Origin of the sequence: Pseudomethylobacillus aquaticus (genome assembly GCF_003730115.1) — a bacterium.
GTDB lineage: Bacteria > Pseudomonadota > Gammaproteobacteria > Burkholderiales > Methylophilaceae > Pseudomethylobacillus > Pseudomethylobacillus aquaticus.
This window is the reverse complement of the sequence record NZ_RJVP01000001.1, coordinates 698,598-721,713: the sequence shown is the minus strand read 5'-3', so window position 1 is coordinate 721,713 and position 23,116 is coordinate 698,598. Positions and strand designations below refer to the sequence as shown.

23 protein-coding genes are annotated in these 23,116 nt (G+C 59.5%); 15 read left to right on the top strand and 8 right to left on the bottom strand.

What is annotated here, in order from left to right; genetic code table 11:
• Positions 1 to 70 precede the first annotated feature (70 nt).
• The 11 genes from lepA to ED236_RS03365 all read left to right on the top strand — a co-directional run bounded on the left by lepA (position 71) and on the right by ED236_RS03365 (position 10,050).
• Positions 71 to 1,864 (top strand): translation elongation factor 4, encoded by a 1,794-nt coding sequence (gene lepA / locus ED236_RS03415; protein WP_123236500.1) that lies wholly within the window; start codon positions 71 to 73, stop codon positions 1,862 to 1,864.
• Between the two features lie 115 nt (positions 1,865 to 1,979).
• A complete protein-coding gene (gene lepB / locus ED236_RS03410) occupies positions 1,980 to 2,726 on the top strand; it encodes a signal peptidase I (RefSeq protein ID WP_123236499.1) in 747 nt (248 codons plus the stop codon).
• Between the two features lie 39 nt (positions 2,727 to 2,765).
• Positions 2,766 to 3,452 (top strand): ribonuclease III, encoded by a 687-nt coding sequence (gene rnc / locus ED236_RS03405; RefSeq protein ID WP_240032009.1) that lies wholly within the window; start codon positions 2,766 to 2,768, stop codon positions 3,450 to 3,452.
• On the top strand, positions 3,449 to 4,342 hold the full coding sequence (gene era / locus ED236_RS03400; RefSeq protein ID WP_240032008.1) for a GTPase Era: 894 nt from the start codon (positions 3,449 to 3,451) through the stop codon (positions 4,340 to 4,342). Before rnc ends, era begins: the two co-directional genes overlap by 4 nt.
• Positions 4,343 to 4,521: 179 nt before the next feature.
• Positions 4,522 to 5,244, top strand: coding sequence for a DNA repair protein RecO (recO, locus tag ED236_RS03395; protein ID WP_123236497.1), 723 nt, complete (start codon positions 4,522 to 4,524; stop codon positions 5,242 to 5,244).
• 33 nt (positions 5,245 to 5,277) lie between these two features.
• On the top strand, positions 5,278 to 6,006 hold the full coding sequence (pdxJ, locus tag ED236_RS03390) for a pyridoxine 5'-phosphate synthase (protein WP_123236496.1): 729 nt from the start codon (positions 5,278 to 5,280) through the stop codon (positions 6,004 to 6,006).
• Positions 6,007 to 6,079: 73 nt separating this feature from the next.
• Positions 6,080 to 6,460: a holo-ACP synthase gene (acpS, locus tag ED236_RS03385; protein WP_123236495.1), complete on the top strand. Its 381-nt coding sequence runs from the start codon at positions 6,080 to 6,082 to the stop codon at positions 6,458 to 6,460.
• The gene (locus ED236_RS03380) at positions 6,457 to 7,416 is read left to right on the top strand and encodes a surface-adhesin E family protein (RefSeq protein WP_123236494.1); all 960 of its coding nucleotides are present in this window, start codon (positions 6,457 to 6,459) and stop codon (positions 7,414 to 7,416) included. Before acpS ends, ED236_RS03380 begins: the two co-directional genes overlap by 4 nt.
• Positions 7,416 to 8,267, top strand: coding sequence for a tRNA threonylcarbamoyladenosine dehydratase (locus tag ED236_RS03375; protein WP_240032007.1), 852 nt, complete (start codon positions 7,416 to 7,418; stop codon positions 8,265 to 8,267). The genes ED236_RS03380 and ED236_RS03375 overlap by 1 nt, the downstream gene beginning before the upstream one ends.
• On the top strand, positions 8,264 to 8,443 hold the full coding sequence (locus tag ED236_RS03370) for a DUF2256 domain-containing protein (RefSeq protein ID WP_123236492.1): 180 nt from the start codon (positions 8,264 to 8,266) through the stop codon (positions 8,441 to 8,443). Before ED236_RS03375 ends, ED236_RS03370 begins: the two co-directional genes overlap by 4 nt.
• A complete protein-coding gene (locus ED236_RS03365; protein ID WP_123236491.1) occupies positions 8,443 to 10,050 on the top strand; it encodes a cryptochrome/photolyase family protein in 1,608 nt (535 codons plus the stop codon). Before ED236_RS03370 ends, ED236_RS03365 begins: the two co-directional genes overlap by 1 nt.
• Positions 10,051 to 10,121: 71 nt before the next feature.
• Here the strand turns inward: ED236_RS03365 and ED236_RS03360 are convergent, their stop codons facing one another.
• The 4 genes from ED236_RS03360 to ED236_RS03345 form a co-directional block, all read right to left on the bottom strand.
• Positions 10,122 to 11,744, bottom strand: a complete 1,623-nt coding sequence (locus ED236_RS03360) for a flavodoxin domain-containing protein (RefSeq protein ID WP_123236490.1) — start codon at positions 11,742 to 11,744, stop codon at positions 10,122 to 10,124.
• 27 nt (positions 11,745 to 11,771) lie between these two features.
• Positions 11,772 to 12,569, bottom strand: a complete 798-nt coding sequence (locus ED236_RS03355) for a DUF4198 domain-containing protein (protein ID WP_123236489.1) — start codon at positions 12,567 to 12,569, stop codon at positions 11,772 to 11,774.
• Between the two features lie 90 nt (positions 12,570 to 12,659).
• Complete coding sequence (locus ED236_RS03350) at positions 12,660 to 13,169, bottom strand: DUF2271 domain-containing protein (RefSeq protein WP_205125628.1); 510 nt, start codon at positions 13,167 to 13,169, stop codon at positions 12,660 to 12,662.
• A 37-nt stretch (positions 13,170 to 13,206) separates the two neighbouring features.
• Positions 13,207 to 13,869, bottom strand: coding sequence for a PepSY-associated TM helix domain-containing protein (locus tag ED236_RS03345; protein ID WP_123236488.1), 663 nt, complete (start codon positions 13,867 to 13,869; stop codon positions 13,207 to 13,209).
• A 362-nt stretch (positions 13,870 to 14,231) separates the two neighbouring features.
• Between ED236_RS03345 and ED236_RS03340 the strand changes: the two genes are divergently transcribed.
• Positions 14,232 to 16,409, top strand: coding sequence for a TonB-dependent receptor (locus tag ED236_RS03340; protein ID WP_123236487.1), 2,178 nt, complete (start codon positions 14,232 to 14,234; stop codon positions 16,407 to 16,409).
• 108 nt (positions 16,410 to 16,517) lie between these two features.
• Positions 16,518 to 17,201, top strand: coding sequence for a Fe2+-dependent dioxygenase (locus ED236_RS03335; protein ID WP_123236486.1), 684 nt, complete (start codon positions 16,518 to 16,520; stop codon positions 17,199 to 17,201).
• An 82-nt stretch (positions 17,202 to 17,283) separates the two neighbouring features.
• Here ED236_RS03335 and ED236_RS03330 read toward each other — a convergent pair whose 3' ends face one another.
• From ED236_RS03330 to ED236_RS03315, 4 genes are all read right to left on the bottom strand, one after another.
• Positions 17,284 to 19,002: a tetratricopeptide repeat protein gene (locus tag ED236_RS03330; protein WP_123236485.1), complete on the bottom strand. Its 1,719-nt coding sequence runs from the start codon at positions 19,000 to 19,002 to the stop codon at positions 17,284 to 17,286.
• A gap of 248 nt (positions 19,003 to 19,250) precedes the next feature.
• Positions 19,251 to 19,805, bottom strand: coding sequence for a DUF3828 domain-containing protein (locus ED236_RS03325; RefSeq protein ID WP_123236484.1), 555 nt, complete (start codon positions 19,803 to 19,805; stop codon positions 19,251 to 19,253).
• 39 nt (positions 19,806 to 19,844) lie between these two features.
• On the bottom strand, positions 19,845 to 20,108 hold the full coding sequence (locus ED236_RS03320) for a hypothetical protein (protein WP_123236483.1): 264 nt from the start codon (positions 20,106 to 20,108) through the stop codon (positions 19,845 to 19,847).
• Between the two features lie 67 nt (positions 20,109 to 20,175).
• Positions 20,176 to 20,748, bottom strand: a complete 573-nt coding sequence (locus ED236_RS03315) for a hypothetical protein (RefSeq protein ID WP_148042243.1) — start codon at positions 20,746 to 20,748, stop codon at positions 20,176 to 20,178.
• Between the two features lie 115 nt (positions 20,749 to 20,863).
• On the opposite strand from ED236_RS03315, the gene ED236_RS12365 reads away from it, so the two are divergent.
• Together ED236_RS12365 and htpG are read left to right on the top strand one after the other, a co-directional pair.
• Entirely contained in the window at positions 20,864 to 21,049 is a 186-nt protein-coding gene (locus ED236_RS12365) for a hypothetical protein (RefSeq protein WP_148042242.1), read from the top strand.
• A 78-nt stretch (positions 21,050 to 21,127) separates the two neighbouring features.
• A complete protein-coding gene (gene htpG, locus ED236_RS03310; protein ID WP_123236481.1) occupies positions 21,128 to 23,038 on the top strand; it encodes a molecular chaperone HtpG in 1,911 nt (636 codons plus the stop codon).
• Positions 23,039 to 23,116: the final 78 nt, after the last annotated feature.

The window sequence follows — 23,116 nt, the reverse complement described above, 5'->3', positions numbered from 1 at the left end:
TAAACGTACAGGCCGAAAAATCGTTGCAACGGGGGCGCTCAGGCGCCCTTGTTGTTGCAAGCATCCAATCATGAAAAATATCCGTAATTTCTCCATCATCGCCCACATCGACCACGGTAAATCCACGCTGGCTGACCGCATCATCCACCTGTGTGGTGGTTTGTCTGACCGTGAAATGGAGGCTCAGGTGCTCGACTCCATGGACCTGGAGCGCGAGCGCGGCATCACCATCAAGGCGCAGACCGCGGCACTGGACTATGTGGCGCTGGACGGTCAGCGTTATCAGCTCAACCTGATCGATACTCCGGGCCACGTCGACTTTTCCTATGAGGTGAGCCGTTCGCTGTCTGCCTGCGAAGGCGCGTTGCTGGTGGTGGACGCCTCGCAAGGTGTGGAAGCGCAGAGTGTGGCCAACTGTTATACCGCCATCGACCTGGGCGTGACCGTCACTGCCGTGCTCAACAAGATCGACCTGCCATCGGCTGACCCGGACCGGGTGATCCAGGAGATCGAGGATGTCATCGGCGTGGAAGCCACCGACGCGGTGCGTTGTTCCGCCAAAACCGGTGAAGGCGTGCGTGATGTGCTGGAAGCGGTCATCGCCAGGATCCCGCCGCCAGTCGGCGACCCGACCGCACCCTTGAAGGCGCTGATCATTGATTCCTGGTTTGATAATTACGTTGGCGTGGTGATGCTGGTGCGTGTCATCGACGGTACGCTCAAACCCAAAGACAAGATCAAGATGATGGCCACGCGTGCCGTGCATCTGTGCGAGCAGGTGGGTGTGTTCACGCCGAAATCGCTGGTCAAGGAATCGCTGTCGGCCGGTGAAGTGGGCTTCATCATCGCCGGTATCAAGGAGCTGACGGCTGCCAAGGTGGGCGATACCGTCACGCTGGATACGCGCCCGGCTGCCGAGGCCTTGCCCGGCTTCAAGGAAGTGCAGCCACAGGTGTTCGCCGGTTTGTATCCGGTGGAATCCAACCAGTTCGAAGCCTTGCGTACCGCGCTCGAAAAACTGCAACTCAACGATGCCTCCCTGCAATACGAGCCGGAGAACTCCACGGCACTGGGCTTTGGCTTCCGTTGCGGCTTCCTGGGTCTGCTGCACATGGAGATCGTGCAGGAGCGGCTGGAGCGTGAATACGATATGGACCTCATCACCACGGCACCGACCGTGGTTTATGAGTTGTTGCTTAAGAGCGGTGAAGTGCAGCAGATCGAGAATCCTTCGCGCCTGCCCGAGCCTTCACGCATCGACGAGATCCGCGAGCCCATGATCACCGTCAATCTGCTGATGCCACAGGATTATGTAGGCCCGGTGATGACGCTGTGCAATGGCAAGCGAGGCGTGCAGCGCAATATGCAATACATGGGCCGCCAGGTCATGCTCACCTACGAGATGCCGCTCAATGAAGTGGTGCTGGATTTCTTCGACAAGCTGAAATCGGTGTCGCGTGGCTATGCCTCCATGGATTACGAGTTTCTGGAATTCCGTGCCGCTGACCTGGTCAAGCTGGACATCATGGTCAACGGTGAGCGTGTCGATGCCCTGTCGCTGATCGTGCACCGCGCCAACAGCGTGTACCGTGGCCGTCAGCTATGCGCCAAGATGCGCGAACTGATCCCGCGCCAGATGTTCGACGTGGCCGTGCAAGCCGCCATCGGCGCCAACATCATCTCGCGCGAGACCGTGAAAGCCATGCGCAAGAACGTGCTGGCCAAGTGTTATGGTGGCGACATCACGCGCAAGAAGAAGCTGCTGGAGAAACAAAAAGAAGGCAAGAAGCGCATGAAGCAGGTGGGCAATGTGGAGATCCCGCAGGAAGCCTTCCTCGCCATTCTGCAGGTCGAAGACAAATGATGGGCGCTGACGGCCTTGCGCTGCAAGCTGTCAGCTGGCCTGCTCAGCATACCCAATTGGCCAATGGCGCTGCGCATGCAGGCGGACATGGCGGCAGTCAGTGGAGGTTGTACCTATGATGTTTGCATTGTTCATGCTGGTGATCCTGGCGGTGACCGGCTTAATCTGGTTGCTGGATAGCCTGTTTCTCAAGAAGCGCCGTGCGCCGGGCAAGGCCGAGCCGGTACTGGTGGAGTATTCCAAGAGTTTCTTCCCGGTGATCCTGCTGGTGTTCGTGATCCGCTCTTTCATCGTCGAGCCGTTCAAGATCCCGTCCGGCTCCATGATGCCCACCTTGCTGGCGGGCGATTTCATCCTGGTCAACAAATTCACCTACGGCCTGCGCGTGCCCATCCTGAACAACACCTTCATCGCCCTGGGTGAGCCCAAGCGTGGTGATGTGTTCGTGTTCCATTACCCGCCTGACCCGTCCATCGACTACATCAAGCGTGTGGTCGGCCTGCCAGGCGACAGGATCAGCTACCGCGACAAGCAGCTGTTCGTGAACGACCAGCCGGTGCCCACCACGGCCGATGGCAACTACGATTATGTAGGCTCCGGCCTCAGCATGATCAGTGCGCGGCGCATACAGGAACAGATGGGCGACAAGCATTACGACACGCTGATCCATGACGACAGCCTGTCTATCGACGGCGAAGCCGTGGTGCCGGAAGGGCATTATTTCGCCATGGGCGACAACCGTGACAACAGCCGTGACAGCCGCGTGTGGGGTTTTGTGCCGGAAGATAATCTGGTTGGCCGTGCCTTCCTGATCTGGTGGAATTTCGATGACTTCGGCCGTATCGGTACCCGCATTGAATAAGCGCGCCTCTGTTACTGGCCTGCGCGGAGCGGCACGCTGATGGCGGCGATCGGCCTGCTGCGACAGCTGGGGCACGACTTTGCCAACCCGGCGCTGCTCACCCAGGCACTCACGCACCGCAGCCTGACGGCGGCCAACAACGAGCGTCTGGAATTCCTCGGTGATGGCGTGCTCAATTGCGTGGTCGCGCACCTGCTGTACCAGCAATATCCCAAACTGCCTGAAGGTGACTTGAGCCGTCTGCGTGCTTATCTGGTCAAGGAACAGACGCTGAGCGAGATCGCGCGCAGTCTCAACCTGGGTGAAGCGCTGCTGCTGGGTGAAGGCGAGCTGAAAAGCGGTGGCTGGCGCCGTCCTTCCGTGCTGGCCGATGCGGTTGAAGCCATCATCGGCGCCGTGTTCATGGATGCCGGTTATAGCGCTGCCGAAACGCTGGTGGTGCGTCTGTATCAACCTTTGCTGCACGGGCTGGACCCCAAGACCATAGGCAAGGATTCCAAATCACTGCTGCAGGAATACCTGCAGGGCCAGAAGATGGACGTGCCCGAATACACGGTGGTCAGCACCGAAGGCGAAGCCCATTGCCAGACCTTCCGTGTCGAATGCTTCATCGCCGGTATGAACCTCCATACCTATGGCGAAGGCAGCAGCCGCCGCATCGCCGAACAACAGGCCGCGCAACTGGCCTTCAGCCAATTGCCTGCCGTCAGGAAAGTACCCTCATGACTGAAACCAATCCCGTCTTCCGCTGCGGCACTGTGGCCATCGTCGGCCGCCCCAACGTGGGCAAATCCACGCTGCTGAACCATATCCTCGGCCTCAAGCTCAGCATCACTTCGCGCAAGGCGCAGACCACGCGTCACCGCCTGCTGGGCATCCATACCACCGCCGATACCCAGTTCCTGTTCGTGGATACGCCGGGCTTCCAGCAGAAGCACATCAACGCGCTGAACCGCACCCTCAACAAGACCGTGACGCAAGTGCTCACCGAGGTGGACGTGGTGCTGTTCGTGATCGAGCCCATGCATCTGGGTGAAGCCGACCGTCTGGTGCTGAACATGCTGCCCAAGGACAGGCCGGTGCTGCTGGTGGTCAACAAGGCTGACCTCATGGGGGACAAGAACAACCTGTTGCCGCTGATCCAGGATTTCGATCTGGAATTCCCGTTCGCCGCCATCGTGCCGGTCAGTGCCAAGAAGAGCCTGTATCTGGACGAGCTGCTGACCACGGTGCGTCAGCATCTGCCCGAGCAGCCTGCCATCTACGCCGAGGACGAGTTCACCGACAAGAACGAGCGCTTCCTGGCTGCCGAACTGCTGCGCGAAAAAGTATTCCGCCTGCTCGGTGAAGAGATCCCGTATGCGGTCACGGTGGAGATCGAGCAGTTCCAGCAGGAAGGCAAGTTGCGCCGTATCCATGCCGCCATCATCGTGGACAAAGAAAGCCAGAAGCCCATGCTGATCGGCAAGAACGGTGAGAAGCTCAAGCAGATCTCCACCGAAGCCCGCCAGGACATGGAAAAACTGTTCGGCGGCAAGATCTGGCTGGAAGTGTGGGTCAAGGTCAAGTCGGGGTGGGCGGATGATGAGCGCGCCCTGAAGAGCCTCGGCTACTAAGGCGCATGCGAAATCGAACGTGCGCAGCGTTGGCCTCGCTTGCCGTAGTTCCATCTACTGTCTGCGCTCGGCCGCCTTGTTCACGCCCGATTTGGCACACGCCAGCAGGCGGGAGACGGTACTTAATGGCCGGCCCGCAAGCGAATCCCAAACGGCTTGAAGTGCTGGAGTAGCTGAACGTGGCAGTAAGCGCTTCCGTTCGTCACGACCATCAGCCAGTCTACGTGCTGCACACCTATCCGTTCAAGGAAACCAGTCTGGTGGTCGAGCTGTTCAGCCGCGAGCTGGGCCGTGTCGCTGCGGTTGCCAAAGGTGCGCGCAGGCCACGCTCTGCCATGCGCGGCATGCTGCAGTCGTTCCAGCCCTTGCTGGGCACCTGGTCCGGCAAGGCCGAGCTAAAGAACCTGCACAGCCTGGAGTGGGGCAGTGGTTTGCTGCTGTTGCAGGGCGAGGCGCTGATGTGTGGTTTTTATCTCAACGAATTGTTGTTGCGCTTGCTGCCGCGCGAAGATGCCCATGACGGCCTGTTCGATTTTTACGGCCTGACCTTGCGTGTGCTGGCCAGTGGGGGTGAAACCGCGACCACACTGCGCCGCTTCGAGCTGCAGCTGCTGCAGCAACTGGGGTATGCGGTGCCGTTGCTGCAGGACGAGGCCGGGCAGCCCATCCAGGCGGAACTTGCTTATGACTATCAGCCGGAGCGGGGTGCCTGCCGTGCAACGCAGGCGCAAAGCGGCGTAAGATTACAAGGCAAGACCCTGCTGGACATGGGTGCAGACGATTACAACGACCCGCTCACGCAGCAACAGAGCAAGCAGCTGATGCGCATGCTGCTGGCCTTTTATCTGGGCGACCAGTCCTTGCATACACGGCAGTTATTGATCGATTTGCAGGGCTTATAGCGCTGCAGGATTTATAGGAACCATTTTCGCATCATGATCAAACTCGGCGTCAATATCGACCACGTCGCCACGCTGCGTAATGCACGTGGCACCCAGTACCCCAGTGTGGTGCAAGCTGCATTGCGCGCCGAAGAGGCGGGGGCCGACAGCATCACCATCCATTTGCGTGAAGACCGCCGCCATATCCGTGATGAGGATGTCTACGCGCTGCGCCCCTTGCTGCAGACCAAGATGAACCTGGAGATGGCGGTCACCGAGGAGATGGTTGGCATCGCACTCAAGGTGCAGCCACAGGATGTGTGTCTGGTGCCGGAGCGGCGCGAGGAACGCACTACCGAAGGCGGCCTGGACGTGCTGGGTAATTTCGAGCGCGTGGCCGAAGCCTGCGACCGTCTGGGTGAAGCGGGCATCCGTGTGTCGCTGTTCATCGCGCCGGATATCGCGCAGATCGACGCCGCTATCCGTGCCGGTGCGCCGGTGATTGAGCTGCATACCGGCAAATTCGCCGACACATCAGGCAGTGTGCAGCGTCATGAGCTGGCGCGCATCGTCGCCGCCAGTCTGCATGCACAGCAGCAGGGCCTGATCGTCAACGCTGGTCATGGTCTCAACATCCATAACGTACACGAGATCGCCGCCATCCCGGATATCGAAGAACTTAACATCGGCCACGCCATCGTCGCGCATGCGCTGTTCGTGGGCTGGGAATACGCCATCCGCGAGATGAAGCAGCTGATGCGTGCCGCCGCAGGTCAGGCCTGAGTCGTATGCGCAGCCGTTTGCTCTCGGTGGGACGTTTCCCTTCCCCTTGCTCCCTTCTCCCTTCTCAGCCTTCATGATCTACGGCATAGGAACCGACATCGTGGCGGTGGCGCGCATCGAGGCTTCTTTGGAACGCTTCGGCGAGACCTTTGCCAGGCGTGTGCTGACCGCACAGGAATTCCCGGTGTGGCAACAGTCACCGCAGCAGGCACGTTTTCTGGCCAAGCGTTTCGCCGTCAAGGAAGCGTTCGCCAAAGCGCTGGGCACCGGCCTGCGCGCGCCAGCGCTGATGCCTAACATCGGTGTGCAGCATGACGATCTGGGCAAACCTGGACTGATCCTGTCGGCTGATCTGCAACACTGGGTGAATCAGCAAGGCATTGCACATACGCATCTCACCATCAGCGACGAACACAGCATGGTGGTGGCCTTCGTGGTGCTGGAGCGCGCGTGAGATCTGCGCTGGCAGCCATGCTGCTGCATGCGGTGCTGCTGACCAGCCCTGCTGCATGGGCGGACTGGCAGGCGGTAGGCAAGAGTGTGGCCGGGGAGTATTTCATCGACCCGGACACCGTGCAGATGCAGCCGGAGCAGCGCAGCTTCACCATCATGACGCGTGTGGTGCAGGCAGATGGTGGCGTGTGGAACACCCAGATGCAGGTCGATTGTGCCAACAAGCAATACCGTTATCTGCGCGGCGGCCGCACCTTCAACAAGCGCGAGTTCGATCGTTTCGACCAGCCACAGTCGGTGCAAGCCATCGCGGCGGATTCCCTCCCTGACCAGCTCAGGCAGGCTTACTGTGAGGCGGCCGGTGCAAGCGCGCAGGTGGCTGCAAGCCCGTCCAGCAATAGCGCTGAACCGCAATGGGAGCTGCTGGCGACCAGCAAGCAGGGCGAGGTCTATTTCGATCCGGCATCCCTGCTGCGTTCTACCGACCAGCAGGCGTTCCGTATCAATACCCGCGTCATCAAACCGGCTGAACAGGAAACCAGCTTGAGCACCTTGTCGTTCGACTGCGCCAGCGACACGTTCCGTATCCTCAGCCTGAGCCAGATCCGACAGGGCAAGCCGGTGCAGGTGTTCGGCCGCGCGCAGGCACCGGTACCCACCAGCAGGACAGAGACACTGGGGCGCTTGAGTGCCATGTTCTGCGCTAAAGCCGATACGCTGCCTGCAAACAGCGCGGCGACCATCAGCACTGCCTGTCAGCAGCAGATGGACAAACTCAAGAAGCTGGAAGTGACCATACAAAAAGCGGTAGATAGCGGCAAACTGGCGTGCAGCCAATCCATGGCCTTCATCCAGGACTTGCAGGGCATCGCGCAGCAGGTGCGCCAGCAGCAATGCCCGGTCGGCGATCTGAGCGAATACATCCAGAGCGTAGCGGAGGTCGAGTGCAGGAAATAGTGCCAGCCTCGCAGACGGATCTCTCGCCTGACCTCGCCCCTGAGCTCGTCCCTGACTTGGCGCGACGCTTTGCTGGCGTGCGGCGCCTGTATGGCGAGGCTGGACTGGCACGTCTGCAGGCCGCGCATGTGTGCGTGATCGGCATAGGCGGTGTCGGTTCCTGGGCTGCCGAGGCGCTGGCGCGCAATGCGGTAGGGCATATCACGCTGATCGATCTGGACAACATCGCCGAATCCAACGTCAACCGCCAGCTGCATGCGGTGGAAGGCGCGTTCGGCAAAGCCAAGGTCAGCGCCATGGCGGCGCGTATCCTCAGCATCAACCCGCTGTGTCAGGTGCACGAGGTGGAAGACTTCATCACTGTTGATAATGTGGCCGCGATGCTGGGTCAGGGCTTCGATGCGGTGCTGGATGCCATCGACGATGCGCGCGCCAAGGTGGCGATCGCAGCCTGTTGCAAACGCCAGCACATCGCGCTGGTCACGACGGGTGGGGCAGGCGGACGCCTGGACCCGACGCGTATCCGCATCGCCGACCTGGCGCGCGTGCATGGCGACAGACTGATCGCCAAGGTGCGCAACCAGCTGCGCCGTGAGCATGGCTTCCCCCAAGCGCCGCATGGCAAGCAGCTGGCGACTGTGTTCGGTATCCCCTGCGTGTATTCGGACGAGCCGGTGCAGCCGCCGGACCCCAGTTGTGAGCTGGAGACCACCATCGATCAACATGCCGGTATCACCGGCCTCAACTGTGCCGGCTACGGCTCCTCGGTGTGCGTGACGGCGCCGTTCGGCATGGCCGCTGCCGCCCAGGTATTGAACCTGTTGCAGTCTGGCCAGTCTGTGGCTGGATGAGTCCAGCCAAGCCGCAATCTCCGTCTTTCAAAGGCAATAAATCCTGTCTGCCCAGCAAACCCTGTGCGGTCTGTGGCCGCGACATGAGCTGGCGCAAAGCCTGGGCCAACAACTGGGAACAGGTGAAATACTGTTCCGAAGCCTGCCGTAAACGTGCCAAACCCGGAGCTGCCTGATGCCTTGCCGCCACCTGATCCTGATCCTCGGTGATCAGCTCAACCACGACAATCCGGCATTGGACGGCTTCGATGCCGCACAAGACCACATCCTCATGGTGGAAGCGCCTGCCGAAGCCACGCTGGTGTGGAGCCACAAGGCGCGCATCGCCTTGTTCCTGTCGGCCATGCGGCATTTTGCCGTGCAGCTTGAAGCGGCGGGCTTGCCGCTCACTTATTTGAAGCTGGGCGCGCATGCCTACCCCAGCCTGTCCGCGGCCTGGCGCGCGCAGGTGCTGCAGTTGCAGCCACAAAAGCTCATCGTCTGCGAACCGGGCGAATACCGCGTGTTGCAGGCGCTGGAACAGTTGGCTGTGGAGATGGGCTGTGCCCTGGCGGTGCGTGATGACACGCATTTCATGTGCAGCCGTGCGGATTTCAAACGCTGGGCAGGCAGCAATAAAAGCCTGCGCATGGAGTTCTTCTACCGCTGGATGCGCAAGCGGCATGACGTGCTCATGGAAGCGGGTGAACCGGCAGGCGGTGCCTGGAATTTCGATGCCGATAACCGGCAGTCGTTTGGCAAGCGCGGTCCGCAGCAGCTACCGTCCGCGCCTGCGGTGGCCGTGGATGCCATCACCCACGACGTGCTGGCCGATGTGGCGTTCCATTTTCCTGAGCATCCGGGCAGCCTGGCGCATTTTGTCTGGCCGGTGACGCGTGCCCAGGCACTGGCTTTCCTGGACGATTTCATCCAGCACAAACTGGGGCAGTTCGGCCCGCATCAGGATGCCATGTGGCAAAGCAGTCATGGCCCTGGGCAAAGCAAGAGCATGCTTGGGGAAACTCCTGGGGAAAGTCAGCAAGCGCAAGCCACGCCGTTTCTGTGGCATTCCTTATTGTCGTCCTCTCTCAACCTCAAGCTGCTGGACCCGCGCGAAGTGATCGCGGCCGCCGAACAAGCCTACCGTCAGCAGCGCCTGCCGCTGGCCAGCGTGGAAGGTTTCATACGCCAGGTGCTGGGCTGGCGCGAATTCATCCGTGGTGTGTACTGGCTGGACATGCCAGGCATGGCCAGTGCCAATCATTATCAGCATCAACGTGCGCTGCCGGTGTGGTACTGGACCGGCGACACGCACATGAACTGCCTGCGTCAGACCATAGGCCAGACATTGGAATATGGTTATGCCCACCATATCCAGCGCCTGATGGTGACCGGCCTGTTCGGCTTGCTGGCGGAGATCGATCCGCGTCAGGTGGAAGCCTGGTATCTGGCGGTGTATGTGGATGCGGTGGAGTGGGTGGAGCTACCCAACACGGCGGGCATGGCGCTGTATGCCAATGGCGGGCGCTTCACCAGCAAGCCCTATGTGGCAAGTGGCGCTTACATCAAGCGCATGAGCAATTACTGCACGGGTTGTCGCTACAAGCCGGAGCTGCGCAGCGGGCCCGAGGCCTGCCCGTACACTACCTTGTACTGGCATTTTCTGGCTAAACACCACGACACCTTTGCCGCCAACCCGCGCACCGCGCTGATGGCCAAGAACTTCGAAAGACTGGACGCGGATGAGCGCATGCGCATCGCCGCGCATGCGGACAAGGTGTTGAACGGCCTGGATGCGCTGTAGCGGCCTTAGGCGGGTTCACCGCCTGCCACGCTTGGCGGGCATCAGCGCTATAGTCATCAGCGCTGTGGTTATCAGTAGATGTCGCGCCGGTATCGACCGCTAGCGATCAGCGTCGACATGGTGGGTGCGCCCAATAGCTTGACCAGCATGCCATGCACTTCGGGGGCCATGCCCGCCGCGCTGCCGCATACATAGAGGCTGGCGCCCTGATCCACCCACTGGCGCAAGCGGGTTTGCTGCGCCGGCAGCAGGTCCTGCACATAGCGTACCGTGTCGCCGTCGCGCGAGAAGGCGGTGTCCAGTTGTTGCAGGCTGCCCTCATGCAGCCACGCCGCGCAGTCCTCCGCAAAGTGAAAATCCACGGCAGCCGAGCGTTCGCCAAACAACAGCCAGTTGCGGGTATGCCCTTGCGCGATGCGCTGTTTGATCAGGCTGCGCAAACCGGCGATGCCGGTGCCATTGCCGATCAGAATCATCGGGCGGTCATCTTCCGGGATGTGGAAGGAGGGGTTGCTGCGTATCTGCAGCTCGATGTTCTGCCCTGGCTGTGCCCAATGACAAAGCCAGCCTGCGCCTACACCGGGTGCGCCGTTGCCGGTTCTGGATTCGCGCACCAGTAATTCGATCTGGCCGTCCGCAGGCACAGAGGCGATGGAGTAGGACCTGATCCCTAAACGTGGCAATCTTTCAGCCAGTTTGGTGATATCCAGCGGGTCTGCAAGGCCCTGATGCCAGTCGGTATGGATCTGCCGGTCAGCCAGCAGGTCCGTGCCTGGCCAGCCAGGCTGGTTACCGGCTTTACTCGACTGGCTTGCATGGCCTTGCGCTGCCGTCAGCTGGTCCAGCACCGCCGCGATCAGATGTGGCGGGTTGCGTGGCACGATCTCGGCGATGTCGCCGGCACGCCAGTGGCCGGATGCCAGCGCACGCGCTGGCTTCAACACCAGATGGTAGACCGGTAAGCCGCTGCTGCCGGTGTTGAGACAGGTGCGGCTCTGTAGTACCCAATCCTCGGTGTCGCCAGGCAGCCAGTCTGGTGATGCCTGTTGTGGAGACGCTGGCTGCTGGGAGGCGGACTGTTGCGAGTAGGGCTGTTGCAAGTAGGATTCTTGATAGCGCAGCTGTGGCACGCTGTGCTGCAGGGCCTGCTGCCAGGCTGCCAGCGCCGCCGGATCACGCTGGTTCACCTTGATCATGTCGAACAGCGCTGTTGCGCCAGTCTGTTGCAACCACGCTTCCAACTGGATGGCGAAGCCGCAATAGTGCTTGTAACGCTGGTCGCCCAGCGCCAGTATGCCGTAACGCAGCGCCGGCAAGGTGAGCGCCAACGGCATCACCTGCTCCACAAAGATGGCTGCATTGTCTGGTGCATCCCCTTCACCCGTGGTGCTTGCAATGAACAGCACGCGTGCGTGCTGTTGCAGCGTGGTGGCTGCTGTATGCATCAGCGGCATCAGCGTACAGCCCAGCCCGGAGGCGCGTAGCGCATCCGCCGTGCTGCTGGCCAGCTGTTGTGCATAACCGGTCTGGCTGGCATACACGATCAGCCAGTCGGTGTCTGGGGCCGCCCCAACTGGGGCGCTGTTGCGGCGATGCCTGGCATGGATCCAGATGCACAGGCACACATAGACAAAAACCGCTGTCAGGGCCAGGCTCAGCCTTTCAGCGGTCAATACAGGTAGATCAGTCAGCATCGATCGAATACTTGGTGTCTGCGGGGACTATTTAGGCAGTACTTCCAGCGTCACCGTGTAGGCCAGGCTGCGTTCCTTGGCCAGTTTGTCGCTGACCTTGTTGTCGGTGATGTCGGCGTCCAGCCAGTACATGCCGGCTCTTTCCAGCGCAAGACGCACGCGGCCATCTGCACCGCTGGTGAGCTTGAGTGGCTCCGGGTCGTTGCGGTAGCGGGATTCACCGCGTACCACTTCGATCTGCACGCCAGCGGCAGGTTTGCCATCGACCAGGAATTGCAGGGTGATCTGCTCGCCTGCCACCAGGTCGTTAGGATGGGTTTCCGAGCGCATCTCCAGCCCTTTTTGATCCAGCGGTGGTTCGCTCGGTGTGCCTACCGTGACGTAAGTCTCGATGCGGCTGGCGGATTCATTCACTTCCACATCGGTGGCATTGGCTGGCAGTTGCTGGCGTAGTTTTTCGGCATCGCCCATGAAGCGCTTGGCTTCGCTGCCTTCTTTCCAGCGCGCGCGCAGACCGCTGCGCACGATCTGCAGCTTGTAGGTGCCGGTCTGTTTCAGATTGGCATCGAAGGTGGTGCGCAGTTCGCCTTTGGCGACGTTCTCAGGCGCGAGCAGCGATCTGTCCGGGGCCACGATCTTGAGTTGATCCACAGGCAGTGGGCGATGGTTGAAATGGAAGATGTCATTCGACACCGCGGCGTCAAAGGTGACGAACTGTGGTGCGGACAGCACCGTGCTGGATGGCAGCAACCAGATGCCATGCGCGTGCGCGCTGGTGGATAGCAGGGCGATCAGCAGCGGGGACAGCATTAACCAGGGTTTCATGTAAGGCTCCTTGATGGTTTAAAACAGGGGTGTCGTAGGTGCGTGTGCTCTGTCATCGGATACACGCAGGCTGATTGGAAACGCGCAGGCTCAAGGCTGGAGCGAGAGCTGTATCATGCCCAGCTCTTCACTGCCTTTTTGCTGCCGTTGTGCCGCTACACTGACCGGCAGGCGGAACGGGATCTTCACGAACTCGCGGCCGCCTTTTTCGCGGGCCGCTTCTACCACCAGCCGGTATTCACCACTGGCCAGACTGCGCAGCGTGGCGTCATCGACACGCAGTTGATGCTGCCCGACTTGCCGGGTGGCGCTACTCATGCCGTCCATGGGCATCTGCAGTTCGCGGCCGCCCTTGCGCCACCACAGGCGCAGGTCTTTTAGCCACTTGGTGCCTTTGTTCTCGGCAGCGGCCTGGTCATACCAGACCGCCACATGCCTGGCGATGCTCTCATCCGGCTTTTCTATCCACACCGCGACATAGGGGCGGTGATATTCCGCGACAGACATGGCAGGGATGTCGATGCGTATCTGCATCTCTGCAGCCATCAGGTTCGCACTGAACAGGGCAGTGCTCAGCCCCAGTAATACTTTTCTCAACATGACGTGCTCCGGTAGGTCCAAATCGATTAGATAGTGATCAATGAACGAAAATAACAAGTAACAACAAGGGCATCACAAAGCCCAGTCCCACCAGTGGCCAGGTGGATGGGCGATCACTGGCACGCATGCACAGCAGCAGCATGCCGGTCAGCGAAAACAGGATGGCGGCCACGCTGAAGATGTCGATGAACCAGCTCCACACCGTGCCGGTGTGGCGGCCTTTATGCAGGTCGTTCAGGAAGGCGATCAGGCCGCGGTCCGAGTGTTCATAAATAAGCTCACCGGTGCGGCGGTCTATGGACAGCCAGGCGTCTGCACCGGCTTCCGGCATGGACACGTAGATCTCCTGTTCCGACCACTCTGCTGCGCGTCCACGCGTTTGTATCTGCAGGTTTGCTTTAATCCACTCGCTCACTGGCAGGGGCAGGGTCTTGCTCTGGGCTGGCTGCGTTTCCACCAGCTTGATGAGCGCTGCCGGCAAGGTGGCGGAACGCTCGACGACGGCCGCTTCCGATTCGATATGCGCGGCGTTGTTGAGCGTGATGCCCGTCACCGCAAACAGCAGCATGCCCACCAGACACAGTGCGGAACTGATCCAGTGCCATTGATACAACTGCCTCAGCCAGAAACTGCGGCGTGCGGGTGCGGTACTGGGCCTGGGTGTAGGCGTTGAGGTTGAAGGGCTTGCGTCTATGGACATGGCATCAAAGGCTGCGGGTGGTTGGTTTGCTTACTCTATATACCGAATTGGATACAGCATTGGCCATGGCCATCTGCTGCCAGCTGGATGCGCGCCGCACACAGGGCAGGCCCGCTACGCGCTGCGGTTCAGTTGCAGCACCAATATAAATGAGAATCATTATAGATTATAGCCTAAATCCATTGGCCTGTAGACGCGGGCTAGCCTGCTTTTCATCCACAGCAGATCACTAAAGGGGCAAGTGATTGTTGCGCGAATGCGACGCTGTTGCATATCTTTTGTAAATCTAAATAAGAATAATTATCAATTGTGTTATTATTCGTAAAAATTTGCAAACATCATTCATGTGAAAAGGGTGGAATATGTCCAATAAAACAAAATCAAGCAGGCAATTCAAACTGAAGCCGGCAGTCTCTGCGCTGGCCTTGGTATTTGGCAGTACGGTGTATGCGGAAGAGGCGGCGACCTTGCCGGTTGTCGATGTGAAAGCTTCCAAAGTCGAAGAGGCGCTCGGCTACAAGGCCGAGCGTTCTGCCAACCAGAAATTCACGGCGCCTCTGCTCGACACCCCTAAAACCGTGACGGTGATCACGTCTGACGTGATCCAGGACAGTGGCGCGACCACTTTCCAGGAAGCCCTGCGTACCACGCCAGGCATCACCTTTGGTGCGGCTGAAGGCGGCGGCGCGTTCGGTGACCGCCCCTTCATTCGCGGTTTTGATGTGCAAGGTTCCACCTATGTGGATGGCGTGCGTGACCTGGGTTCTCAGTCGCGCGAGATCTTTGCAATCGAGCGTATCGAAGTGCTCAAAGGCCCTAGCGGTGCATTCGATGGTCGCGGTTCCGCGGGTGGCAGCATCAACATCATCACCAAGCAGCCCAAGGCGGAGAATTTCGTACGTGGTTCCGTAGGCCTGGGCACGGATGATTACATGCGCGGCACCATAGACGTCAACCAGAAGCTGGGTGACGATGTGGCGGTACGTCTGGTCGGCATGGCGCACGATGCCGATACGCCGGGACGTGACCATGTCACCGGCAGGCGCTATGGTGTTGCGCCATCCATCACGCTGGGTCTGAATTCTGCGACCTCGGCCACCATCAGTCTTTATCACCTGGAAACCGATGAACTGCCAGATTGGGGTATCCCGTACTTCAACAACGGCACATCCATCGTAGGCAAGCCATTGTCCGTGGATAAAGACAACTTCTACGGCATCAAGGACCGTGATTTCCGCAAGACCCGTGTTGATATCGGCACCGCAGCGATCAAACACGAGTTCGATAACGGTGTGGTGCTGCGCAACACCACACGTGTGAGTTCGGTCAACAACGATTATGTGATGACGCGGCCTACGGTGTCGGTGGCTGACCTGGCCGCTGGACTGGTCACCCGCAGTACGCGGGGTCGTGACAGCACCACTCAAGGCATCGCCAACCTGACAGATTTGACCGTGCGTTTTGACACAGCAGCACTGAAACACACGGTGAACACCGGCGTAGAGTTCAGTGACGAGGAAACGGATGCCAGGACCTATCAGACCGTGAACGGACCGAGTGCAGACCTCAACAACCCGAATGCGAATGACCCAAGTCCGGATTCCTTGCCGGCGCTGACCAGCACCAAGTCGCGTGTATTGTCGCGCTCGGCTTACGTGTTCGACAGCATCGAGCTCAGCAAGCAATGGATCCTGAATCTGGGCCTGCGCTACGATAACTACGATTCCAATGCGCAATCCTCGGCTGCCGGTGCGCCGCGTTTCAGCAACAGCAAAGGCTTCTTTAATTATCAGACGGGTATCGTTTACAAGATGACGCCGAGCTCCAGTCTGTACGCGTCTTACGGCACAGCCAGCTCGCCAGTGGGTTCCGCTGCGGGTACCGGCAATCAGGAAAATGGCAACAATCTGGGCGTTGGTACGCAGGATCTGGATCCGGAACGCAGCAAGTCGTATGAGCTGGGTGCCAAGGTTGAAGTCATGGAAGACCTGCTGTTGACCGGCGCGCTGTTCTACACCCAGAAGACCGATGCACGGGTCGCCACCGCGGTGGCCAACGAGTTCGTCAACGCGGGCAAGATCGCCGTCAAGGGCATCGAGCTGGGCCTGGCAGGCAAGATCACCAAGCAATGGCAAGTATTCGGCGGTTACATCTTCATGGATAGCGAGCTCAAGGACGGCGGTGATCAGGTCGGTAATGCCGGTACCTTTGGTACCAGCAACGAAGGCAACGAGATCCCGACCATTGCGCGCAACAGTGCCAGCCTGTGGACCACCTATGACCTCAACCCCAAGTTCCGCGTCGGTGGCGGTGCGTTCTACATGGACCGCGTGTTCGCCAACCCGGGCAACACCGCGTATCTGCCTTCTTATGTACGTTGGGACGCCATGGCCAGCTACAAGCTGGACAAGAACCTGAGCTTGCAGCTCAACGTGCAGAACCTGACCGATGAGCGCTATTTCAATGCCACCTATACCAACCACGGTGCATTGGTAGCGGCCGGACGGCTGGCCTTCCTGAGCCTGAACTTCAACTACTAAGGTGACCTGGACCATCGTGCTCATGGCATGATGGCTGGACAGCGATCCCTGCAAAGGTGACTTTGCAGGGATTTTGTATTGACTATGGTGGTTTTACGGAGACGCAATATGCTGCTGGAGATCCCAGAAGTACTCAGCAAGGCACAGGTGGCACAGTTTCGTGAGCGTATCGATGCAGCGGAGTGGGTGGATGGCAATGTCACTTCCGGGCATCAATCCGCGCTCGCCAAAAAGAATCTGCAGCTTCCCGAACATTCCCGGGTGGCACGCGAGATCGGTGACTTGATCCAGGATGCCTTGTCCGCCAATGCCCTGTTCATTTCTGCGGCCCTGCCGCTCAAAGTGTTCCCTCCTCTGTTCAATCGCTATGGGGTGGGGCAGCAGTTCGGTACCCATGTGGACAATGCCATACGCTATCTGCGCGGTACCAGCTTCCGCATCCGCAGCGACCTGTCCGCCACCCTGTTCCTGAGCGAACCGGAAGATTATGACGGTGGCGAACTCAGCATCGAAGACACCTACGGCGTGCAGCGCGTCAAGCTGGCGGCCGGGCATATGGTGTTATACCCATCCAGCAGTCTGCATCATGTGACGCCGGTGACACGTGGCGAACGCGTCAGCTCTTTTTTCTGGATGCAAAGCATGGTGCGGGACGACGGACAGCGCAGTTTGTTGTTCCAGCTGGACGCCAATATCCAGAAACTGAGCCTGAGTCGTGGTGGCAAAGACCCCGAAGTGATCGGCCTGACCGGGGTCTATCACAACCTGCTACGCATGTGGGCAGACAGCTAGTGGGCAGACAGCCAGGCCGCACGCGGCAGCCGTCCTGGTCGGGGCGGTCAACCGGGTGAGGACAGTCCAGCGCGGCTGGCGCTCAGGCCAGCAGGCGCAGGCCGTAATGGCCGAACACTTCCAGCAGCTCCAGCGTTTCCACCAGCCAGGGGCAGAAAGCGCCCAGTGACATCATGCTGCCGCGCTTGAGGAAGCCCGGTGTCTCCTGCGGCTTGACATCGAAAGCCACGCAGATGCGTGCCTCGCTGGCATCGAACGGGATGGTGCGGTGGAACAGCGAGGAAGGGAAGATCACGATATCGCCCACCTCGGGTGGAATGGCACGCCGCGGGAAATCATCATGCTGTAGCGGGTAGTTGTCACCATGGGTGCTGAACTCGATGCTGCCCGCATCGCTGCCTGCGGCGCGGCGTGGCATGGCCAGATACAGCGAGCCGCTGAGCCAGCCTTCTTCATGGATATGCGAGCTGAGGTGGCCGCCCTGGCGCATCTTCACGAACCAGGAGCTGCTGAACTCGATGTCCTTGGGAAAATACTGCATCAAGCCGTTGTCAGCGCCAGCGAACCTGGCTTTGTAAGCCTCCACCTGTTGCTTGACCAGTGCGGCCAGTTTGCGGAACGAGGCTTCCGGGCGCTTGAACAGGTTGCCAGCAGACTGGGTGCCGTTCACCAGACGGCCCTGTTTGCGTTCCGCGATATCGGCCTGTTCGATGTCGTGGATCAGCTCGGCCAGCAAGGGGCTGTCTGGGTCTGACAGCTCCGGGATGCGCGCATGGAACACGAAATCCATCGGGTCCTTGCAGAAATCGTACGGGTCTTCCTGGCCGAAGTTGGCGGCATAGTGGGCAGACAAGGTGGCCAGGAACGGGGAGCTGTGCTTCTGGGCAAGCAAGGGCTCCAGCCTGCTGCGGAATGCATCGAACTGGCCGGTCTTGTACAGGCAATAAAGTGTACGTTCCTGCCAGTCGTTGATCTGCGCGCGCTCAAAGCAGGGGATGGCGAGTTCCAGCTCGCCGCTGTCGTAATAGAAGATACCCAGGTTGTAATTCGTCAGTGCATGATCCGGCGCAATGGCCAGCGCCTGCCGGTAACAGTGCACGGCTTGATTGGCCTTGCCCTGATGGAAGTAGATATCGCCCAGATTGCTGTGCGCATCCACATAGCCCGGTGCCAGTGCGATGGCTTGCTGATAACAGGCGATGGCTTCTTCCAGCACACCCTGGTTACGCAGCGCAGTCCCCAGGTTGAAATAGCCACGCGCATCCGGCTGGATGGCGATGGCTTTGCGGTAACACGCGATCGCATCGTCCAGTTTGCCCTGCGCCTGCAGCACGGCTCCCAGATTGCCGTGTGCCTCGAAAAAGCCCGGCTCCAGCGCTGTGGCCCGCCGATAGGCGGCAGTGGCTTCTTCCAGACGTTGCAGCGCTTGCAGGGCGATGCCCAGATTGAAATGCGCTACCGCCAGGTTCGGTTTCAGTGCGATGCACTTGCGATAACAGTGGATCGCTTCGTCCAGCTTGCCCAGCTGGCTTTGCACCACACCCAGATTGAAATGGATCTCGGCGATCTTGCCATCCAGCTGGATGGCTTTGCGGTAGACGGTCTCGGCTTCAGCGAATTTCTGCTGGCCTTCCAGCGCCACGCCCAGCACGTTGTAGATGATGAAGGTGGACGGATAGCGCTGCAGCATGGCCCTGGAGCTTTGCTCGGCCTGCGGCAGGCGTCCCTGATTCAACAGCTGCAGCAGCGGCTGCAACTCCATCTGGGAGGGTTGTCGGGTGTTCTGGAGTGGCGGCTTCATGATGGTTCGCTCTTGTTATCCAACGGTCTGACGACTAGTCGCATGATAACCATAACATGGTGCATTGCGCCAGCCAGCGCACACTTTACGGGCGCTCGCCTGCTTGGAACGCATCTTTCCGCACAGGTTCTGCACCATGATCGTGACGATGAGCGGCTAAGCGCCATCAAATCAGGCTGCCACGGCGGTGCAACGGTGAGGGTCGGGTGGTGCTAGCGGAGTGGTACTAGCAGAGCGGTGCTGGACAGTTACTGCGCTTGCTGCTGAGCTTCTGCCTGCAGGCTGGCGTTCTCTTCCTGCATCTGCTGGCGTGCCGAATACTGGCCATCGTAGACGATGTCATCCACCACCCAGTGGCCGTTCTCCTGCAGCATGCGAAATGCCACCGTTCTGCGTAGCTGATGGGCTTGCTTCAAGCTGGGGAACAGCTCGAAGCTGGCTTGTACCAGGTCGGGTGCGATCTGCTGCACCTGAGTTCCCGCCGCTTCATAGCTCAGGCCCGGGTCATGGTCCTGTGCGTTCAGATAGACATCGCCGCTGGCACCAAAGCCGCATACCCCGTCATAAGCGGCACATTGCTGGTGGTTATCCGTGATGGCGGCCTGAAACGCCCTGGAAAAAGGCAGTGCGGGTGCATGCGCGCGGTCTGGGGTCGAGGCGATATGCTGGAAATAGGCTTTGTAAAAAGCCTCAATCACATCCGCTGGGCTTGCTGCCCTGGACATGGAAACTGACAGGTAAGCCGCCGAAGCGGTGGCCAGTACCATCACCAGTAGCCCCATGTAGATGGTTCTGCTCTTCATCAGCGCGCCCCTGTCAGCAGCATCATGCGGATGTGCATGCTAGCGGCCTATGTGTTGTTCGTATTCCGGGAAATAGCGCCCGATCACGCCCAGGTCAAAACTGCGCAGGATGCTGGTATTGGATTCGCGTGCCAGCAGGAACTCGAACGAGCGCTGCACCAGATCCTCGGTGCTGATCTTGCCGCAGGTGAGCTTTTCCGCGTAGTCCGGCTGCACATTGACGAGGTGTGTGGTGGTGCTCTGGCTGTGCACGGTGACTTCAAAGCGGGTATCGCTCAAGCGGTCTATGGTGATGACGCTCATCCTTGCTCCCAGGCTATGTGGTTGACGGTGATGTCATGATGGCGCGTGGCGCACTCCAGTGATGATGTTACCAGCGTCCGTCTATCTTCTTGGCACTGTTGTGCACGCAATTGCCACCCGTGATGTTGCCTTTGTCATCCAGCACACGGAAGGTCTTGTCCGAGGTGCGTTTATATACCAGGCCTTTGGACGAGCCGCTGGTCAGCCGCAGTATGCCGGTGCTGGCGTCATAACGGTAATTGCCGCGCCTGCCATCGAAGTCCCGGTAGGTGTTGCTGTTGATGATGCCGAAGTAAGCCCCGGTGAAGAGGCCGATACCGGGCAGTGTGCATTCGTAGACGCTACCGGTGCTGAGTGGCCCACCCAGGGTGCTGCCCGGCGGCGCTTTGCCGGCTGCCGGTTTGCTGGCCTGCTTGGCCACCACGTCTTCACCCATGTCCCACCACAGTTCGCGGCCATCGTCGGTCTGCCATTTGCAACCATAGCGCGGGTCCTTGGCGGCGCCCGTGGCGGTCACGCCGGTTTCGCCGGTAAAGCCTTTGATGATGAACTTGCCGCCCGCTGGCGGGCAGTCCTGGGCATAAGCGCTGCTCATGAACGAGAGACTGAGGCAGGCGATCACCATGCTCAATGTAGTCATACCCAATAATGCCCGTGTCAGGCCGGCACCGCGATGGCGGATGGGCGGTATGCACGATGCCTCATGACAGAGGCCGTGACCCCTGGCGCGTCTATGCCACAACAGGTTCTGCAACATGGTGTGTCTCCCCGGTAAGCGCTGGCAGGCTGTTATTTTGATGGGTACGTTTAGTTTTATTGGTTTTTTATTGCTGCGCCAGAAACATGAGAATGCGCTGCCTGCACCGAATAATCAAGCCATGCCTGCATCCGCGCACAAGCTCGCTGAGGTGCGCTATATTTCCTTCACGCACGCTGCTTGAAATCTGTCGCACTGCTCCCATATTCGCAACAAGGTTTTTACAAAGACCGTTCCAAATCAGCACGAGGGAGTTTGATCCATGACCACCGAAACCACATCCGACGTTAAACCACAGGCGGGCGGCGCCCAGAAGATGGCCTTCCAGGCCGAGGTGAAACAGCTGCTGCAGCTGATGATCCATTCGCTCTACAGCAACAAGGAGATCGTACTGCGCGAGCTGATCTCCAATGCCTCCGACGCTGCCGACAAGCTGCGTTTCGAAGCGCTCGCCGACAACAGCCTGTACGGCGACGATAGCAACCTCAGCATTCGTATTGCTTTTGACAAGGCAGCACGCACTGTCACCATCTCCGACAACGGCATCGGCATGAGCCGTCAGGAAGTCATCGACAACATCGGCACCATCGCCAAATCCGGCACCAAGGAATTCTTCCAGTCCCTGTCTGGCGACCAGGCCAAGGACGCCAACCTGATCGGCCAGTTCGGCGTGGGCTTCTATTCTGCTTTCATCATCGCCGACAAGGTCACGCTGCTGACACGGCGTGCGGGCGATAGCGAGGCGGTGAAGTGGGAATCGGCAGGTGAGGGCGATTTCACCCTGGAAGTTGCCGACAAGGCCACGCGTGGCACCGACATCATCCTGCACCTGCGTGAAGGCGAGGACGAGTTCCTCAATGACTGGAAGCTGAAGACCATCATCCGCAAGTATTCCGACCACATCACGCTGCCCATCGTCATGAAGGCTTCCGAGTGGAAAGACGGCGAGCAAGTCCCCACCGATGAAGACGAGACCGTCAACAAGGCCTCTGCGCTGTGGGCGCGCAGCAAGAGTGACATCAGCGAAGACGAGTACAAGGAATTCTACAAGCACGTTTCGCACGACTTTGAAGACCCGCTGAGCTGGAGTCACAACCGCGTGGAAGGCAAGCAGGAATACATCTCGCTGTTGTATGTGCCAGCCAAGGCGCCATTCGATCTTTACGACCGCGAGCGCCGTCACGGCATCAAGCTGTATGTGAAGCGCGTGTTCATCATGGAAGATGCCGAAAAACTGATGCCGCAATACCTGCGCTTTGTGCGCGGCGTGATCGACTCGGCTGACCTGCCACTCAACGTATCACGCGAGATCCTGCAATCCAGCCGCGACATCGACAACATCAAGGCCGGCTCTGTGAAGAAGGTGCTGGGTCAGCTGGAAGATCTGGCCGAGAACCAGCCTGAGCAGTACGCCAAGTTCTGGAACGAATTCGGTCGGGTGCTGAAAGAAGGCCCGACCGAAGACTTTGCCAACAAGGACAAGATCGCCAGCCTGCTGCGCTTTGCTTCCACACATGTAGACAGCGAAGAACAAGTCGTATCGCTGAAGCAATACGTAGAGCGCATGAAAGAAGGCCAGGAGAAGATCTACTACATCACCGCCGACAGCTTCGCGGCCGCCAAGCACAGCCCGCATCTGGAGATCTTCCGCAAGAAGGGCATCGAAGTGCTGCTGCTGTCCGACCGTGTGGACGAATGGATGCTGGGCAGCCTGACCGAGTTCGAAGGCAAGGCTCTGCAATCCGTGGCCAAGGGCGACCTGGACCTCGGCAAGCTGGAAGACGAAGCCGAGAAGGAACAGCAGAAGAAGATCGAAGACGAAGCCAAACCGCTCATCGAGCGTATCCAGACCGCGCTGGGCGACAAGGTCAAGGAAGTGCGCGTCACGCACCGCCTGACTGATTCCCCCGCTTGCCTGGTCACGGGTGACAACGACATGTCCGGTAATCTGGAACGCCTGCTCAAAGCGGCTGGCCAGAAGACCCCGGACACCAAGCCCACGCTGGAGATCAACACCGGCCACAAACTGGTGAACCGTCTACAATCGGAAAGCGACGAAGACCGGTTCAGCGACCTGGCATCGCTGCTGTTCGATCAGGCCCTGCTGGCAGAAGGTGGTCAGCTGGAAGACCCGGCCAGCTTCGTCAAGCGCATGAACAAACTGCTGGCTTAACTAGGTACTGCAATCAATATCAATCGCCCCGAATATTCGGGGCCATTTTGTTTTTAAGATTGGTCGAAGAAATGGTTA

What these genes read in the sequence shown, in the direction of transcription:
- ED236_RS03350 (WP_205125628.1), bottom strand. Translation starts at nt 13,169, where the DNA reads ATGTTGAGAAAAGTATTACTGGGGCTGAGCACTGCCCTGTTCAGTGCG.
- lepB (WP_123236499.1), top strand. Translation starts at nt 1,980, where the DNA reads ATGATGTTTGCATTGTTCATGCTGGTGATCCTGGCGGTGACCGGCTTA.
- htpG (WP_123236481.1), top strand. Translation starts at nt 21,128, where the DNA reads ATGACCACCGAAACCACATCCGACGTTAAACCACAGGCGGGCGGCGCC.
- ED236_RS03330 (WP_123236485.1), bottom strand. Translation starts at nt 19,002, where the DNA reads ATGAAGCCGCCACTCCAGAACACCCGACAACCCTCCCAGATGGAGTTG.
- ED236_RS03335 (WP_123236486.1), top strand. Translation starts at nt 16,518, where the DNA reads ATGCTGCTGGAGATCCCAGAAGTACTCAGCAAGGCACAGGTGGCACAG.
- ED236_RS03355 (WP_123236489.1), bottom strand. Translation starts at nt 12,569, where the DNA reads ATGAAACCCTGGTTAATGCTGTCCCCGCTGCTGATCGCCCTGCTATCC.
- ED236_RS12365 (WP_148042242.1), top strand. Translation starts at nt 20,864, where the DNA reads ATGGTGTGTCTCCCCGGTAAGCGCTGGCAGGCTGTTATTTTGATGGGT.
- ED236_RS03340 (WP_123236487.1), top strand. Translation starts at nt 14,232, where the DNA reads ATGTCCAATAAAACAAAATCAAGCAGGCAATTCAAACTGAAGCCGGCA.
- pdxJ (WP_123236496.1), top strand. Translation starts at nt 5,278, where the DNA reads ATGATCAAACTCGGCGTCAATATCGACCACGTCGCCACGCTGCGTAAT.
- ED236_RS03365 (WP_123236491.1), top strand. Translation starts at nt 8,443, where the DNA reads ATGCCTTGCCGCCACCTGATCCTGATCCTCGGTGATCAGCTCAACCAC.
- era (WP_240032008.1), top strand. Translation starts at nt 3,449, where the DNA reads ATGACTGAAACCAATCCCGTCTTCCGCTGCGGCACTGTGGCCATCGTC.
- acpS (WP_123236495.1), top strand. Translation starts at nt 6,080, where the DNA reads ATGATCTACGGCATAGGAACCGACATCGTGGCGGTGGCGCGCATCGAG.
- rnc (WP_240032009.1), top strand. Translation starts at nt 2,766, where the DNA reads ATGGCGGCGATCGGCCTGCTGCGACAGCTGGGGCACGACTTTGCCAAC.
- ED236_RS03325 (WP_123236484.1), bottom strand. Translation starts at nt 19,805, where the DNA reads ATGAAGAGCAGAACCATCTACATGGGGCTACTGGTGATGGTACTGGCC.
- ED236_RS03370 (WP_123236492.1), top strand. Translation starts at nt 8,264, where the DNA reads ATGAGTCCAGCCAAGCCGCAATCTCCGTCTTTCAAAGGCAATAAATCC.
- ED236_RS03345 (WP_123236488.1), bottom strand. Translation starts at nt 13,869, where the DNA reads ATGTCCATAGACGCAAGCCCTTCAACCTCAACGCCTACACCCAGGCCC.
- ED236_RS03360 (WP_123236490.1), bottom strand. Translation starts at nt 11,744, where the DNA reads ATGCTGACTGATCTACCTGTATTGACCGCTGAAAGGCTGAGCCTGGCC.
- ED236_RS03315 (WP_148042243.1), bottom strand. Translation starts at nt 20,748, where the DNA reads ATGACTACATTGAGCATGGTGATCGCCTGCCTCAGTCTCTCGTTCATG.
- lepA (WP_123236500.1), top strand. Translation starts at nt 71, where the DNA reads ATGAAAAATATCCGTAATTTCTCCATCATCGCCCACATCGACCACGGT.
- ED236_RS03320 (WP_123236483.1), bottom strand. Translation starts at nt 20,108, where the DNA reads ATGAGCGTCATCACCATAGACCGCTTGAGCGATACCCGCTTTGAAGTC.